Source organism: Roseomonas sp. F4 (assembly GCF_053891155.1).
Map to the genome: position 1 here is coordinate 1 of NZ_JBSSHK010000011.1, position 15207 is coordinate 15207.

The 15207-nt window shown below is 66.1% G+C and carries 14 protein-coding genes and 1 tRNA gene; all 15 read right to left on the reverse strand.

All coding sequences use genetic code 11. The features are described from left to right. Positions 1-123: GTP-binding protein (locus tag ACVFYP_RS27515; protein ID WP_499200482.1), on the reverse strand; the 123-nt coding region annotated here is incomplete at its 3' end. Positions 124-151: 28 nt separating this feature from the next. Continuing rightward, on the reverse strand, positions 152-628 hold the full coding sequence (gene rpsG, locus ACVFYP_RS27520; protein WP_216872795.1) for a 30S ribosomal protein S7: 477 nt from the start codon (positions 626-628) through the stop codon (positions 152-154). A gap of 11 nt (positions 629-639) precedes the next feature. Next, positions 640-1011 carry a 30S ribosomal protein S12 gene (gene rpsL, locus ACVFYP_RS27525; protein WP_168034994.1) on the reverse strand — a complete coding sequence of 124 codons (372 nt, stop codon included), beginning with the start codon at positions 1009-1011 and terminating at the stop codon, positions 640-642. Between the two features lie 270 nt (positions 1012-1281). After that, positions 1282-5457 carry a DNA-directed RNA polymerase subunit beta' gene (gene rpoC / locus ACVFYP_RS27530; RefSeq protein ID WP_499203372.1) on the reverse strand — a complete coding sequence of 1392 codons (4176 nt, stop codon included), beginning with the start codon at positions 5455-5457 and terminating at the stop codon, positions 1282-1284. Positions 5458-5557: 100 nt separating this feature from the next. Next, positions 5558-9745 (reverse strand): DNA-directed RNA polymerase subunit beta, encoded by a 4188-nt coding sequence (rpoB, locus tag ACVFYP_RS27535; RefSeq protein WP_499203373.1) that lies wholly within the window; start codon positions 9743-9745, stop codon positions 5558-5560. Positions 9746-9980: 235 nt separating this feature from the next. Continuing rightward, positions 9981-10358: a 50S ribosomal protein L7/L12 gene (gene rplL / locus ACVFYP_RS27540; protein ID WP_499203374.1), complete on the reverse strand. Its 378-nt coding sequence runs from the start codon at positions 10356-10358 to the stop codon at positions 9981-9983. A gap of 99 nt (positions 10359-10457) precedes the next feature. Then, positions 10458-10988, reverse strand: a complete 531-nt coding sequence (gene rplJ / locus ACVFYP_RS27545; RefSeq protein ID WP_499203379.1) for a 50S ribosomal protein L10 — start codon at positions 10986-10988, stop codon at positions 10458-10460. A gap of 300 nt (positions 10989-11288) precedes the next feature. After that, the gene (rplA, locus tag ACVFYP_RS27550; protein WP_499203375.1) at positions 11289-11987 is read right to left on the reverse strand and encodes a 50S ribosomal protein L1; all 699 of its coding nucleotides are present in this window, start codon (positions 11985-11987) and stop codon (positions 11289-11291) included. A gap of 3 nt (positions 11988-11990) precedes the next feature. Continuing rightward, a complete protein-coding gene (gene rplK, locus ACVFYP_RS27555; RefSeq protein WP_168034988.1) occupies positions 11991-12425 on the reverse strand; it encodes a 50S ribosomal protein L11 in 435 nt (144 codons plus the stop codon). A gap of 164 nt (positions 12426-12589) precedes the next feature. Next, on the reverse strand, positions 12590-12949 hold the full coding sequence (locus ACVFYP_RS27560) for a hypothetical protein (RefSeq protein WP_499203376.1): 360 nt from the start codon (positions 12947-12949) through the stop codon (positions 12590-12592). A 321-nt stretch (positions 12950-13270) separates the two neighbouring features. Further along, positions 13271-13807 carry a transcription termination/antitermination protein NusG gene (gene nusG / locus ACVFYP_RS27565; RefSeq protein WP_499203377.1) on the reverse strand — a complete coding sequence of 179 codons (537 nt, stop codon included), beginning with the start codon at positions 13805-13807 and terminating at the stop codon, positions 13271-13273. An 8-nt stretch (positions 13808-13815) separates the two neighbouring features. Beyond that, entirely contained in the window at positions 13816-14013 is a 198-nt protein-coding gene (gene secE / locus ACVFYP_RS27570; RefSeq protein WP_216837894.1) for a preprotein translocase subunit SecE, read from the reverse strand. 108 nt (positions 14014-14121) lie between these two features. Next, positions 14122-14198, reverse strand: a tRNA-Trp gene (locus ACVFYP_RS27575). 87 nt (positions 14199-14285) lie between these two features. Beyond that, positions 14286-14720 carry an RDD family protein gene (locus ACVFYP_RS27580; RefSeq protein WP_499203378.1) on the reverse strand — a complete coding sequence of 145 codons (435 nt, stop codon included), beginning with the start codon at positions 14718-14720 and terminating at the stop codon, positions 14286-14288. Positions 14721-14795: 75 nt separating this feature from the next. Continuing rightward, a partial coding sequence (locus ACVFYP_RS27585) for an EF-Tu C-terminal domain-related protein (RefSeq protein WP_499203314.1) occupies positions 14796-15207 on the reverse strand: 412 nt, incomplete at its 5' end.

Sequence of the window (15207 nt, forward strand, 5' to 3'; positions counted from 1 at the left end):
ACCGCCCGTCTTCGCCAGGATCTTCGTGATCGCCGCCGTCAGCGACGTCTTGCCGTGGTCCACGTGCCCGATCGTGCCGATGTTGCAGTGCGGCTTGTTCCGCTCAAATTTCGCCTTGGCCATGGTGTCAGGTCCTCAAGATCGGATCGTGTTACCAGCGGTAGTGGCTGAAGGCCTTGTTCGCCTCCGCCATCCGGTGCGTGTCTTCGCGCTTCTTCACGGCGGAGCCACGATTGTTCGCGGCATCCATCAGCTCGGCAGACAGGCGGTCTTCCATCGTGTGCTCGCCACGCTTGCGAGCGCTGTCGATGAGCCAGCGGATCGCCAGCGCCTGGCGCCGCTCCGGCCGAACCTCGACAGGCACCTGATAGGTCGCGCCACCGACGCGGCGCGAGCGCACCTCGACGGCCGGCTTCACATTGTCCATCGCCTGATGGAACACGGCCAGCGGGTCGGCGGCAGCGCCGGCACGACGCTTCAGCGTGTCCATCGCCGCGTAGACGATGCCTTCGGCCGTGCTCTTCTTGCCGTCGTACATCAGCACATTCATGAAACGGCTCAGCACGAGGTCGCCGAACTTCGGGTCCGGCAGGACTTCGCGCTTGGTGGCGCTATGGCGGCGCGACATCTCTCAGTTCCTCACTTCGGACGCTTGGCGCCGTACAGCGACCGGCGCTGACGACGCTTGGCGATGCCCTGCGTGTCGAGCACGCCGCGCAGGATGTGGTAGCGGACGCCCGGAAGGTCCTTCACGCGGCCACCGCGGATCAGCACCACGGAGTGCTCCTGCAGGTTGTGACCCTCACCCGGGATGTAGCTCACCACCTCGTAGCCGTTCGTCAGACGCACCTTGGCGACCTTACGAAGCGCCGAGTTCGGCTTCTTCGGTGTGGTCGTGTAGACGCGCGTGCAGACGCCCCGCTTCTGCGGGCTGCCCTGCAGGGCCGGAACCTTGTTCCGCTTCGCGATAGGCTCACGCCCCTGGGCGATGAGCTGGTTGATCGTCGGCATGACGCCCCTTCGTGCTCGTCTCGTCTGCCTCCATCACCGCAAACAGGATGGCCCGCGTGGAAGGCCAAGAGGCTCTTCCCTGCGGGCACCTGTCCGACCCCCGACCTAGGCACCCCTGAGGGATGCGGTTCCGGAAGCGCGTCGCTGGAGACCAATATCAGCCCGGCCGAGTGAGCGCGGGCTGCGCTATATCCGACCAAGGTCGCGCCTAATATCCGGCGCCCCTGGTTGAGTCAAGCGAAGTAGCGCCCCGAGGGGCGCCACCCGCCCTTATTCGGCCGCGCGCGCGGGGCCGGCGATGGGTGCCGGAGCCACCGGCAGGCGCCCCCGGTCCCGCTGCGCCGCCACGGCCCGCAGCTTGTTCATGACGGAGCCCGTACCCGCGGGGATCAGACGCCCGACGATCACGTTTTCCTTCAGGCCCATCAGGTTATCCACCTTCCCGGCCGTGGCCGCCTCCGTCAGCACCCGAGTCGTCTCCTGGAAGGAGGCGGCGGAGATGAAGGAGGTGGTCTGCAGCGACGCCTTGGTGATGCCCTGCAGCACCGGCTCGGCGCGCGCAGGACGTTCCTTGGCGAGGAGGCGCTTCTCGTTTTCGATCTCGAACTCGATTCGCTCGACCGTCTCACCCACCAGGTAAGTCGTGTCGCCCGGATCGAGAATCTCGACCTTCTGAAGCATCTGCCGGACGATGACTTCGATGTGCTTGTCGTTGATCTTCACGCCCTGCAGACGATACACGTCCTGCACTTCATTCACGAGGTAATTGGCCAGGGCTTCAACGCCCAGGACTCGGAGAATGTCATGCGGCACGCGCGGGCCGTCGACCAGCGGATCGCCCGCCTTCACATAGTCGCCTTCCTGCACGGACACGTGCTTGCCCTTCGGCACCAGGTACTCCCGGGGCGTGGAGGGCTCGTCGCCCACCTGCTCCGGCACCACCAGGATGCGCCGCTTGGCCTTGTAGTCCTTGCCGAACTCCACCCGCCCATCGACATCGGCGATGATCGCCGCATCCTTCGGACGACGCGCCTCGAACAGCTCCGCCACCCGCGGCAGACCGCCGGTGATGTCGCGGGTCTTGGAGGATTCGCGCGGCATGCGGGCGATGACGTCGCCGGCATTCACTTCCTTGCCATTCTCGATCGAGAGAATCGAGCCCGGCGGCAGGAAGGTGATCGCCTCCGAACCGTTCTCGCGCTTCACCACTTCCCCACGGCCGTCGCGCAGGATCAGTCGCGGACGCAGATCGGCGCCGCGGCCGGTCGACTTGTACTCGACCACCTCCTTGAAGCTCAGACCCGTCACCTCGTCAGTGCGGTCCATCAAGGTGATGTTCTCGAGCATGTCGGCGAATTCGACCTTGCCCTCGCGCTCGGTGATGATCGGCAGGGTGAAGGGGTCCCACTCAGCCAGCTTCTGGCCGCGCGTCACCGCCTGGCCTTCCTCGGTCAGCAGCCGGGCGCCGTAGGGCACGCGGTTGCGGCCGCGCTCGCGCCCGTTCACGTCGTACAGCACTGCTTCGCAGTTGCGGCTCATGACGATCGAGGCGTTGGAGCTGTTGATAACGACCTGGCGGTTCAGGAACTTCACCGTGCCGTCCGCGATCGCCTCGACGGCCGAGGTCTCCGCGCCACGCTGCGCCGCGCCACCGATATGGAAGGTGCGCATGGTCAGCTGCGTGCCCGGCTCGCCAATGGACTGCGCCGCGATCACGCCCACGGCCTCACCGGTGTTCACCGGCGTACCGCGCGCGAGGTCACGCCCGTAGCACATGCCGCAGACGCCGACGCGCGAGTCGCAGGTCAGCACGGAGCGGATCTTCACCGCCTCGACGCCCGCATTCTCGATGATCTCGGCCTCCGGCTCCTCCACCAGCGTGCCTACCTTCACCAGCACCTTGCCGTCCGCCGGGTCGATCACGTCTTCCTGCGTCGTCCGGCCCAGAATGCGCTCCGAGAGCGAGGAGACGGTCTCGCCGCCATCCATCACGGCGCGCACGGTGATGCCGCGCTCGGTGCCGCAATCGTCCTGGACGATGATGCAGTCCTGCGCCACGTCGACCAGTCGACGCGTCAGGTAACCGGAGTTCGCCGTCTTCAAGGCAGTATCGGCCAGGCCCTTACGGGCGCCGTGGGTGGAGTTGAAGTACTCCAGCACGGTCAGGCCTTCCTTGAAGTTGGAAATGATCGGCTGCTCGATGATCTCGCCCGAGGGCTTGGCCATCAGGCCGCGCATGCCGGCCAGCTGGCGCATCTGCGCCGGCGAGCCACGCGCACCGGAATGGGACATCATCCACACGGAGTTGGCGGGCTTGCCGATCTCCTGCTTCATGATCTCCTTCATCATCGCCTGCGCCACTTCCTCGGTGCATCGCGACCAGGCGTCGACGACCTTGTTGTAGCGCTCACCAGCGGTGATCAGGCCGTCGAGGTACTGCTGCTCGAACTCCTTCACCTGATCCTTGGTGCCGTTGATCATCGCATCCTTCGTGTCGGGGATGACCATGTCATCCTTGCCGAAGGAGATACCGGCCATCGCCGCGTGCTTGAAGCCGAGGCCCATCAGGCGGTCGGCGAAGATCACCGATTCCTTCTGGCCGCAGTGACGATACACTGCGTCCATGACGTCGGAGATCGACTTCTTGGTCAGCTGGCGGTTGATCAGGCTGAACGGCACCGCCGGGTGCAGCGGCAGCAGCGCGCCCATGAACATGCGGCCAGCCGTCGTCACCGCACGCTCGGTGACGATGTTGCCGTCCTTGTCGGCCGCCTTGCGGCGCGCCCGGATCTTGCTGTGCAGGTTGATCACGCCAGCCGCCAGCGCCTGCTCGATCTCACCGATCGAGGCATAGGCGGGCGCCTTCTGCTCCTCCGCCACCTTGAACTCGGGCGTCTCGAGCGAGAGGTAGTAGAGGCCGAGCACGATGTCCTGAGACGGCACGATGATCGGCTTGCCGTTCGCCGGGCTGAGGATGTTGTTGGTGGACATCATCAGCACGCGTGCTTCGAGCTGCGCTTCCAGGGACAGCGGCACGTGCACCGCCATCTGGTCGCCGTCGAAGTCGGCATTGAAGGCCGTGCAGACCAGCGGGTGCAGCTGGATCGCCTTGCCCTCGACCAGCGTCGGCTCGAAGGCCTGGATGCCCAGGCGGTGCAGCGTCGGCGCGCGGTTCAGCAGAACCGGGTGCTCGCGGATCACCTCCTCGAGGATGTCCCAGACCTCGGGACGCTCCTTCTCCACCATCCGCTTGGCGGCCTTGATGGTGGTGGCGTGACCGTACTTCTCGAGCTTCGAGTAGATGAAGGGCTTGAACAGCTCCAGCGCCATCTTCTTGGGAAGACCGCACTGGTGCAGCTTCAGCTCCGGACCCACCACGATGACCGAACGGCCGGAATAGTCGACGCGCTTGCCGAGCAGGTTCTGCCGGAAGCGGCCCTGCTTGCCCTTCAGCATGTCGGACAGCGACTTCAGCGGGCGCTTATTGGCGCCGGTGATCGCACGGCCGCGGCGGCCGTTGTCGAACAGCGCGTCGACGGCCTCCTGCAACATGCGCTTCTCGTTGCGCACGATGATGTCCGGCGCGCGCAGCTCGATCAGCCGCTTGAGGCGGTTGTTGCGGTTGATGACGCGGCGATACAGGTCGTTCAGGTCGGAGGTCGCGAAGCGGCCACCCTCCAGCGGCACCAGCGGGCGCAGTTCGGGCGGGATCACCGGCACGACGTCGAGAATCATCCACTCCGGACGGGCACCGCCCTCCCCGAAGCTCTCCAGCATCTTCAGGCGCTTCACCAGCTTCTTGCGCTTGGCCTCGGAGGTCGTCTCCTTGAGGTCGGCGCGCAGCTGGGCGGCTTCCTTCTGCAGGTCGATGGCGGCCAGCATCTGCTTCACAGCCTCGGCACCGATGCCGACGCTGAAGGCGTCCTCGCCGAACTCGTCCTGCTTCGCCTGGAACTGGTCCTCGGTCAGAAGCTGATGCAGCTTCAGGTCGGTCAGGCCCGGCTCCAGAACCACGTAGGATTCGAAGTACAGAACCTTCTCCAGCTCCTTCAGCGACATGTCGACCATCAGGCCGACGCGCGAGGGCAGGCTCTTCATGAACCAGATATGCGCGACCGGGGAGGCGAGCTCGATATGGCCCATGCGCTCACGGCGCACCTTGGCCAGCGTCACCTCAACGCCGCACTTCTCGCAGATAATGCCGCGGAACTTCATGCGCTTGTACTTGCCGCACAGGCACTCGTAGTCCTTGATCGGGCCAAAGATCCGCGCGCAGAACAGCCCGTCCCGCTCCGGCTTGAAGGTGCGGTAGTTGATCGTCTCCGGCTTCTTGATCTCGCCATAGGACCAGGAGCGGATCTGCTCCGGTGAGGCGATCGAGATGCGGATCTGATCGAAGGTCATCTGCTGGCCGGTTTGGCCCAGGATCTTCATCAGCTCGTTCATGCGGTCCACTCCGTCCGGCGCTGCAGCAAATCGCGGCTGCGCGCCACGAAAAGGGAGAGCCGCGCCACCTTCCGGCAGCGCGGGTAATCAAACCAGACGATCAGCTCGGCCGGTTTTCGAGATCGACGTTCAGGCCGAGCGACTTGAGTTCCTTCACCAGCACGTTGAAGGACTCCGGCACGCCCGCCTCGAAGTTGTCCTGGTCGCGCACAATGGCCTCGTAGACCTTGGTGCGACCCGAAACGTCGTCCGACTTCACCGTCAGCATTTCCTGCAGCGTGTAGGCGGCGCCGTAGGCTTCCAGCGCCCAGACCTCCATTTCGCCGAAGCGCTGACCACCGAACTGCGCCTTACCGCCCAGCGGCTGCTGGGTGACCAGCGAGTACGGGCCGATGGAGCGGGCGTGGATCTTGTCGTCCACCAGGTGGTGCAGCTTCAGCATGTAGATGTAGCCGACCGTGACCTTCCGCTCGAAACGCTCGCCGGAGCGGCCATCGGTCAGCCAGGACTGGCCCGACTTGTCGAGGCCGGCCTTGGTCAGCATGCCCTCGATATCCGCCATGCGGGCGCCGTCGAAGACCGGCGTCGCGATGGCGACGCCCTTCTTCAGGTTCTCGCAGAGCTCGATCAGCTGATCGTCATCCATCGGATCGATCTCTGCCTTGATCGTCTCGTCCGGATAGGCCTCACGCAGCTTGGTGATCAGCTCCTCGCGCATCGCACCGCCACGGCGGTACTCCTCGACCAGTTCGCCGATCTGCCGGCCGATATTGGCGCAGGCCCAACCCAGATGGGTTTCCAGGATCTGCCCGACATTCATGCGCGACGGCACGCCCAGCGGGTTCAGCACCAGATCCACCGGCTGGCCGCTTTCCAGGAACGGCATGTCCTCGATCGGCACGACGCGGGAGACAACGCCCTTGTTGCCGTGACGGCCGGCCATCTTGTCGCCCGGCTGCAGCTTGCGCTTCACCGCAACGAAGACCTTGACCATCTTCATCACGCCGGGCGGCAGCTCATCGCCGCGCTGCAGCTTCTCGACCTTGCTCTCGAAGCGCTTCTGCAAACGCTCGACGGCCGCGTCGAACTCCCGCTTCAGCGCCTCGATCTCGGCCATCGCCGCATCGTCCTGCACGCCGATCTGGCGCCAGGTCTGCTTGGCGAACTGGTCCAGCACCTCGTCATTGATCTCGGTGCCCGCCTTCACGCCACGGAAGCCGCCCGAGGCCTTGCGGCCCAGCAGACGCTCGCGCAGACGAGAATGGAACGACCGCTCCTGGATCGCCTTCTCGTCGTCGCGGTCCTTAGCTAGGCGCTCGATCTCGGCGCGCTCGATCGCCATGGCGCGCTCGTCCTTGTCGACACCGCGGCGGCTGAACACGCGCACATCCACGATCGTGCCCGCCACGCCCGGCGGCAGCCGCAGCGAGGTGTCGCGCACGTCGGAGGCCTTCTCGCCGAAGATGGCGCGGAGGAGCTTCTCCTCCGGCGTCATCGGGCTCTCGCCCTTCGGCGTCACCTTGCCGACCAGGATGTCGCCCGGCTGCACTTCGGCACCGATATAGACGATGCCCGCCTCGTCGAGGTTGCGCAGGGCTTCCTCGCCGACATTCGGGATGTCGCGGGTGATTTCTTCCTGGCCCAGCTTGGTGTCGCGGGCGCTGACCTCGAACTCATCGATATGGATCGAGGTGAAGACGTCGTCCCGCGCGATCCGTTCGCTGATCAGGATGCTGTCTTCGAAGTTGTAACCATTCCACGGCATGAAGGCGACGAGGGCATTGCGGCCCAGCGCCAGCTCACCGAACTCCGTCGACGGCCCGTCGGCGATGATGTCGCCGGCGTTGCAGCGGTCGCCCACCTTCACCAGCGGGCGCTGGTTGATGCAGGTCGACTGGTTGGAACGCATGAACTTGCGCAGGCGGTAGATATCGACGCCGCGCGTCGTGCCGTCCGTGCCCGTCGCACGGACCACGATGCGCGCGCCGTCGATGCTGTCCACGATGCCGTCGCGCTTGGCCACGATGGTCGCGCCGCTGTCGCGGGCCACCGCCGCTTCCATGCCGGTGCCGACCAGCGGAGCGTCCGCCTGGATCAGCGGCACGGCCTGCCGCATCATGTTTGAGCCCATCAGCGCGCGGTTGGCGTCGTCGTTCTCCAGGAACGGGATGAGCGCCGCGGCGACCGAGACAAGCTGCTTCGGGGAGACGTCGATCGCCGTCACCTCCTCCGGCTTCACCAGCCGGAAGTCGCCGCCATCGCGTACGCTGACCAGTTCCCCGGTCAGCTTGTCATCCCCATCCAGCCCGGCATCGGCCTGGGCGACGACCAGCCGCTCCTCCTCCATGGCGGAGAGGTAGCGCGGCGCGCCGACCACCTTGCCGTCGCGCACCAGGCGGTACGGGGTCTCGATGAAGCCGTACTTGTTCACCTTGGCGAAGGTCGCCAGCGAGTTGATCAGGCCGATATTCGGGCCTTCCGGCGTCTCGATCGGGCAGATGCGGCCGTAATGCGTCGGGTGCACGTCGCGCACCTCGAAGCCGGCACGCTCGCGGGTCAGACCTCCCGGGCCAAGCGCCGAGAGGCGGCGCTTATGCGTCACCTCGGAGAGCGGGTTGGTCTGGTCCATGAACTGGGACAGCTGCGAGGAACCGAAGAACTCCCGCACCGCCGCCGCTGCCGGCTTCGCATTGATCAGGTCATGCGGCATGACGGTGTCGATATCGACCGACCCCATGCGCTCCTTGATCGCGCGCTCCATGCGCAACAACCCGACGCGGTACTGGTTCTCCATCAGCTCGCCGACCGAACGCACCCGGCGGTTGCCGAGGTTGTCGATGTCGTCGATGGAGCCGTTGCCATCCTTCAGCTGCAGCAGGACGCGCACCGTCTCGACGATGTCCTCCTTGCGCAGCGTGCGCTGGGTGTCCGGCACCTCCTCGGCGGAGAAGCCGAGGCGCATGTTCATCTTCACCCGGCCCACGGCGGACAGGTCATAGCGTTCGCTGTCGAAGAACAGGCCGCGGAACAGCGTCTCCGCCGTATCGGCGGTCGGCGGCTCACCCGGGCGCATCACCCGGTAGATGTCCATCAGCGCTTCTTCGCGGTTGCCGTTCTTGTCCACCGCGAGGGTGTTGCGCATCCACGGGCCCGCGCCCTGGTCGATGGCCAGGGTCGGAAGGCGGTCGAGCCCGGCCTCCTCGATGGCGGTCAGCTTCGGCTCGGTCAGTTCCTCGCCGGCCTCGGCCCAGATCTCGCCGGTCTCGAGGTTCACCATATCTTCCGCGACGAAGCGGCCGAGCAGGTCCATGCGGCCGACCAGCACCTCGGTCGTGCCACCTTCGGAGATCTTGCGGGCGGCGCGCGGCGTCAGCTTGACGTCCTTCTCGGCCACCACCTCACCGGTGCGGGCGTCGATCAGCGGCTCCTGCAGCTTCACGCCACGGAAGGCATCGGGATCGAAGGGGCGCGACCAGCCCTTGGGGCCACGGGCGAAGACCACCTGGCCGTAGAAGCTGTTCAGGATCTCCTCGGCATCCATGCCGCGGATTTCGTTCACCTCAAGCGGCGGCAGGCCGGCGGCGGCGCGCTCCGCGCGCTGCTGCTGGGTCCAGGCCGAATCGAGGGCATAGAGCAGCGTCGTCGCCGGCAGCTTGCGCTTGCGGTCGACGCGCACGTAGCAGATGTCCTTGGCGTCGAATTCGAAGTCGAGCCAGGAGCCGCGATAGGGGATGACGCGCGCGGCGAACAGGTACTTGCCGCTGCTGTGGGTCTTGCCCTTGTCATGGTCGAAGAAGACGCCCGGCGAACGGTGCATCTGGGAGACGATGACGCGCTCAGTGCCGTTGACGATGAAGGTGCCATTGTCCGTCATCAGGGGCATGTCGCCCATGTAGACGTCCTGCTCCTTGATATCGCGCACGGAACGAGAACCCGTGTCCTCATCCACATCCCAGACGATGAGGCGGAGCCGCACCTTCAGCGGGGCGGCGAAGGTGAGGCCGCGCTGGATGCATTCCTCAACGTCGTATTTCGGCTCCTCAAGCTCGTACTGGACGAATTCCAGCCGGCCCCGGCCACCGAAATCGTCGATCGGGAAGACCGACTTGAAGACTTCCTGAAGTCCGGCGTGCAGGCGGACATCCGGGTCCACCCCCATCTGCAGGAACGCCTCATAGGAGGCGCGCTGCACGTCGATGAGGTTCGGCATCGGGGCTACCTCGGGCAACCGCCCGAAAGACCGCCGAATGCGCTTCCGCGCCGTGAACGTCTTCGTGATAGCGTTCATGCCTGTCCCGCTTCCCGTGCCTGCCGGCAGCGCACCGCGCCCGGAGGATTGTCGCCAGTTTGCCCCACCCGACCCGGCGGGGCGCCATCGTCAAACGCGGTCGCGGGCGGGATTCCCGATTGGGAGTCCCGCCCGTTTCCGTAGATATGTCGCCCGGAGGCAGACCAAAGGCCCACCACCGGGATTCCGCGCGCCCCGCCCCACCGAAGGGGCAAGGCAGGGGCGCGCAGGCCGATCAGCTGATCTCGACCACGGCGCCGTTCTCTTCCAGCACCTTCTTGATCTTCGCTGCGTCGTCCTTGCTCGCGGCTTCCTTCACGACCTTCGGCGCGCCCTCGACCAGGTCCTTGGCTTCCTTCAGCCCAAGACCGGTGATGGTGCGGATCTCCTTGATCACGTTGATCTTCTTGTCGCCAGCGGACTTCAGGGTGACGGTGAACTCCGTCTTCTCCTCAACCGGGGCGGCAGCGGCGGCAGCCGCCGGCGCGGCCGCCACAGCGGCCGGAGCCGCGGCGGAGACGCCCCACTTCTCTTCCAGCATCTTGGAGAGCTCAGCGGCTTCCAGAACGGTCAGGCTGGAGAGCTCGTCAACCAGCTTTGCGAGGTCGGCCATGTGTGTATCCTTCGATATATTGGCTTGGCTTGGTATTTGCAAGACCCAAGCGGGAACCCTTCCCGCCGGGCCGAATCGTCAGGCTTGGGGAGGTGGCGCTCAGGCCGCCTCCGCCTCCGCCTCGTCCTTCTTGGCATACGCGGCAAAGACCCGCGCGAGCTGCGAGCCCGGTGCCTGCAGCACGCCCGCGATCCGCGTCGCCGGCGTCTGGATCAGGCCCAGAAGCTGTGCGCGCAGGGTCTCGAGCGACGGCAGGGCGGCCAACGCCTTGACGCCATCGGCGTCCAGCGTCTGCTTCCCGAGCGCCCCGCCAAGGATCACGAACTTGTCGTTCGCCTTGGCGAAATCCACGGCGGTCTTCGCCACGGCCACCGGGTCCCGCGACCACGCAAGCGCGGTCGGACCCTTCAGCAGCGGCGAGATGCCCTGGAAGCTGGTACCATCGAGGGCGAGCGCGGCCAGCCGGTTCTTCGCGACCTTGTAGGTCGCACCGGCTTCCCGCATGCGCCGCCGCAGCGTCGTCGCATCCGCCACCGTCAAGCCCTTGTTCTGGCTGACGAGGACGAAGGACGTCTCCGCGAACACCGCTTGCAGGGCCTGCACGAAGGCCTGCTTTTCCGTACGGTCCACGTCCGTCTCCGTAAATGGCCTTGCCTTTTGGAAGGGCTGCGGCCGGTTCAAGCGCGGGGTGGAAGCCACCCCGAAAGGCCTGCTGGAACGGGACCGACCAAGCCAAGCCGGGCCGGGCGCCATGGCGCCCAATCCGACGAAACTCCGGCACCCCATCTCTCACCTGCGCAGCTGACGCCGCTTCAAGGCCTTACGGCCACAGGAGGTCTCCGACAGGTTCGGACAGGGACCGAGGCCCCTGCCCTGCCCGGCATCCGAGGATGCCGTATCTCAACCGGCCGCCAGGCGGCCGGACATTCTTCAGCCCGCCGAAAGCGTGGCGATATCGACCTTGAGGCCCGGCCCCATGGAGGAGCTGAGCGACACCTTCTTCACATAGGTGCCCTTGGCGCCGGTCGGGCGGGCCTTCTGGATCGCGTCGATGAAGGCGCGGGCATTGGCGAGCAGGCTCTCCGCCTCGAAGCTCGCCTTGCCGATGCCGGCATGCACGATGCCGGCCTTCTCGGCGCGGAACTCCACCTGGCCGGCCTTGGCCGCCTGCACGGCGCCCTTGACGTCCATGGTCACGGTGCCGAGGCGCGGGTTCGGCATCAGGCCGCGCGGGCCAAGCACCTTACCCAGGCGACCCACCAGGGCCATCATGTCCGGCGTCGCGATGCAGCGGTCGAACTCGATCTTGCCTTCCTGCACGGCGGCGGCCAGGTCGTCCGCGCCGACCACATCGGCGCCGGCGGCCAGGGCCTCCTCGGCCTTCGCGCCACGGGCGAAGACGCCGACGCGCACGGTCTTGCCGGTGCCGTTCGGCAGACCAACCACGCCGCGGACCATCTGGTCGGCATGGCGCGGGTCGATGCCGAGGTTCATCGAGATCTCGATGGTCTCGTCGAACTTGGCCTTCGCATTGGCCTTGGCCATCTTGATGGCCTCATCCAGCGCGTAGTTCTTGTTCTGGTCGAGACCGGAAACGATCGCCTTGAGGCGCTTGCCCTGCTTGGCCATGGTTCAGCCCTCCACCACGGTCATGCCCATCGAACGGGCGGATCCGGCCAGCATGCGCACCGCGCTCTCGATGTCGGTGCAGTTCATGTCCTTCATCTTCACGGCCGCGATCTCCCGCAGCTGCGTCTTGGTGACGCGGCCCACGGTCGCACCCTTGCCGGGGGTCAGGCTGCCCTTCTCGATCTTGGCGGCCTTCATCAGGAAGTAGGTGTTCGGCGGCGTCTTGGTGATGAAGGAGAAGGTACGGTCGGAGAACGCGGTGATGACGACAGGGGTCGGGGTGCCCGGCTCCATCTGCTGCGTCGCCGCGTTGAATTCCTTCACGAACTGCATGATATTCAGGCCGCGCTGACCGAGCGCCGGGCCGATCGGCGGGGACGGGTTCGCCTTGCCCGCCGGCACCTGCAGCTTGATGTAGCCAACAATCTTTTTCGCCATTGGGCGATCCATCCTCGTCTGAGGACCGCGGTGCCTGCGACGCCCACCTGGGCGTCTCCCGCGTTCCATGCCACGCCAAACGGCCCGGGGAAGCCCCGGGCCGATCAGCGGAGGCGGGCGTATAGCCCCCCGATGGGCGCGAGTCTAGCGCGAATATCCTGTTGCTACTGGACGATGCGGGTGGAGGCTCGCAGCGTCTCGAGCCGCGCGATCTCGACACCATGCGGCGAGGCCGGGTCCGCCGTGCCGCCGGCCGCCGTGTTCAAGCCGGCGACCAGGGGCGCGAAGAAGGCGTCCCGGCTCTCAGCGGAGGGAAAGGACTCCGGCACCAGCACGACAGTGGCCTCGGAGGGGTAATCGTACATCGCACCGGTGGCCGATGCGGCAGCCAGTCCAACCAGGCCGCCCGCCAGGATATACAGGCCCGCCGTGCCGGCATTGGTCACGGACGGCACGATGGCGCGGCCTGTGGCATGGCCCGGCGCATCGCAGGCCAGGATAATGGGAGAGCCGGAATTCGTCACACGCAAAAGGCCAGGCGTCGGAGAGACGCGGCCGATGATGTTGTTGTCCCGCTGCGCCTCGCAATTGGCGCCCGCGGGGCTGCTGCTGACCGCGATACGAACCGGCGGCTCGGCATTTCCGCCGGCGCAAGCGGCTAGGCCGCCCAGGCTGAAAACAGTTACGACAACGCGCCCAATTCGAACCATGCCGACCACCCCTGACGGCGCCCTAATGCGCCATGCTCCGTATCATCACGGAACATTCCGGCATGGTAAACCCAGGGATGGAGGGGTATTCGGCTGGCGGCCAGACTGGCTGGCCGCAGGCATGGATGGGGGCGGCTACAGCTTCTCGACCTGCCCGTATTCCAGTTCCACCGGCGTCGAGCGCCCGAAGATGCTGACCGAGACCTTCACGCGGCCGCGCTCCTCGTCCACTTCCTCGATATTGCCGTTGAAGCTGGTGAAGGGGCCATCGGCCACGCGGACCTGCTCGCCCACTTCGAAGACGATGGCGGGGCGCTTCGGCTTGTCGGCGCCGTCCTGCACCTGCTTCAGCATGCGCTGGGCTTCGGATTCGCGGATCGGGGTCGGGCGGTTCTTCTCGCCGAGGAAGCCGGTGACCTTCGGTGTGTTCTTCACCAGGTGCCAGGCGTCGTCGGTCATTTCCATCTTCACCAGCACATAGCCGGGGAAGAATTTTCTTTCCTGATTGGTCTTCTGGCCGCGGCGGACTTCCACCACCTCCTCGGCCGGCACCAGGATCTCCTCGAAGGCGTCAGCCAGGCCCTTCTGGGCCGCCTGCTCACGCAGCTGCTGGGAGATCTTCTTCTCGAAGCCCGAATAGACGTGGACCACGTACCACTTCTTGTCCGCCATGACCCGCCTCAGGCCCCCACACCGAACAGCCAGCGCATCGCGAAGGCGATGATCTGATCGACAACCAGGAAGAATACCGCCGCCACGGCCGAGAGCGCCAGCACGAGACCGGTCGTGATCAGCGTCTCCTTGCGCGATGGCCAGGTGACGCGACCCACTTCCTGCCGCACCTCGCGGACATATTGCGTGGGATCGAACTTGGCCAAGACAGGCCCCTTTTCGGATGGACGACGAACGAAGGCTTTTGCGGGCTGCGCGTCGCAGGCCCCTCCCTGGCGGGAGGGGCCTTCGGCCACGAATCTCGCGCGGCCGCATGGCAGGGGCGGAGGGTCTCGAACCCACAACCTCCGGTTTTGGAGACCGGCGCTCTAGCCAATTGAGCTACGCCCCTACGGCTCCGCGCGAGCGGGGTCCTCTATCCCAGCCTGCGAAGCCTGTCGAGATGCAGCGCGGCGGGAGTTTCACCTTCCTGAAAGTTTCAGCTCTTCCCCCAGCGGCTGGTCCGATCGACCACCACCAGCGTCCCGCCCATCTTGTCGTGCCAGGCCTGCCGACGGCCGTCCCACAGCATCCACAGATAGCCCAGGCAAAGCGGCAGGGCGGAGACCAGATAGCCAATATAGCGCAGCACCAGCCGGCCGAAGCGGGGCGGCAGGCCGGTCTCGGCATCGACGATGCGCAGGCCGAGCACCAGCTTGCCCGGCGTTGCCTGGCGATCCACCCAGAAAATCAGCACGATGAGGGCGCCGATGACATTGGCCATCGCCTCCCCGCCCGCTGACAGCTCCCCGTCATTCAGCAGGGCGCCGAGGGTGCCCAGCAGGATGGACAGCGGCAGCAGCCAGACCAGGTCCAGAAGCTGTGCGCCCAGCCGCCGCCCGAAGCTCGCCAGTTCCAGCCCTTGGTCCGACATCGCATGCTCCCGAAACGCGAACGGGGTGGGCCGCCCGAAGGCGACCCACCCCGTTCTACCACCCGGTGGGGATGGTTACTTGACGATCTTGGCGACGACGCCGGCGCCGACGGTGCGGCCGCCTTCGCGGATCGCGAAGCGCAGGCCCTCATCCATCGCGATCGGCGCGATCAGTTCGACTTCCATCGTCACATTGTCGCCCGGCATCACCATCTCCACGCCTTCCGGCAGCTTCACGATGCCCGTCACGTCCGTCGTCCGGAAGTAGAACTGCGGCCGGTAGTTCGTGAAGAACGGCGTGTGGCGGCCGCCTTCTTCCTTCGTCAGGATGTACGCCTCGGCCGAGAAGCCGGTATGCGGCGTGATCGAACCCGGCGCCGCCAGAACCTGGCCACGCTCCACATCCTCACGCTTGATGCCGCGCAGCAGCGCGCCGATGTTGTCGCCCGCCTGCCCAGAGTCCAGCAGCTTCCGGAACATCTCGACG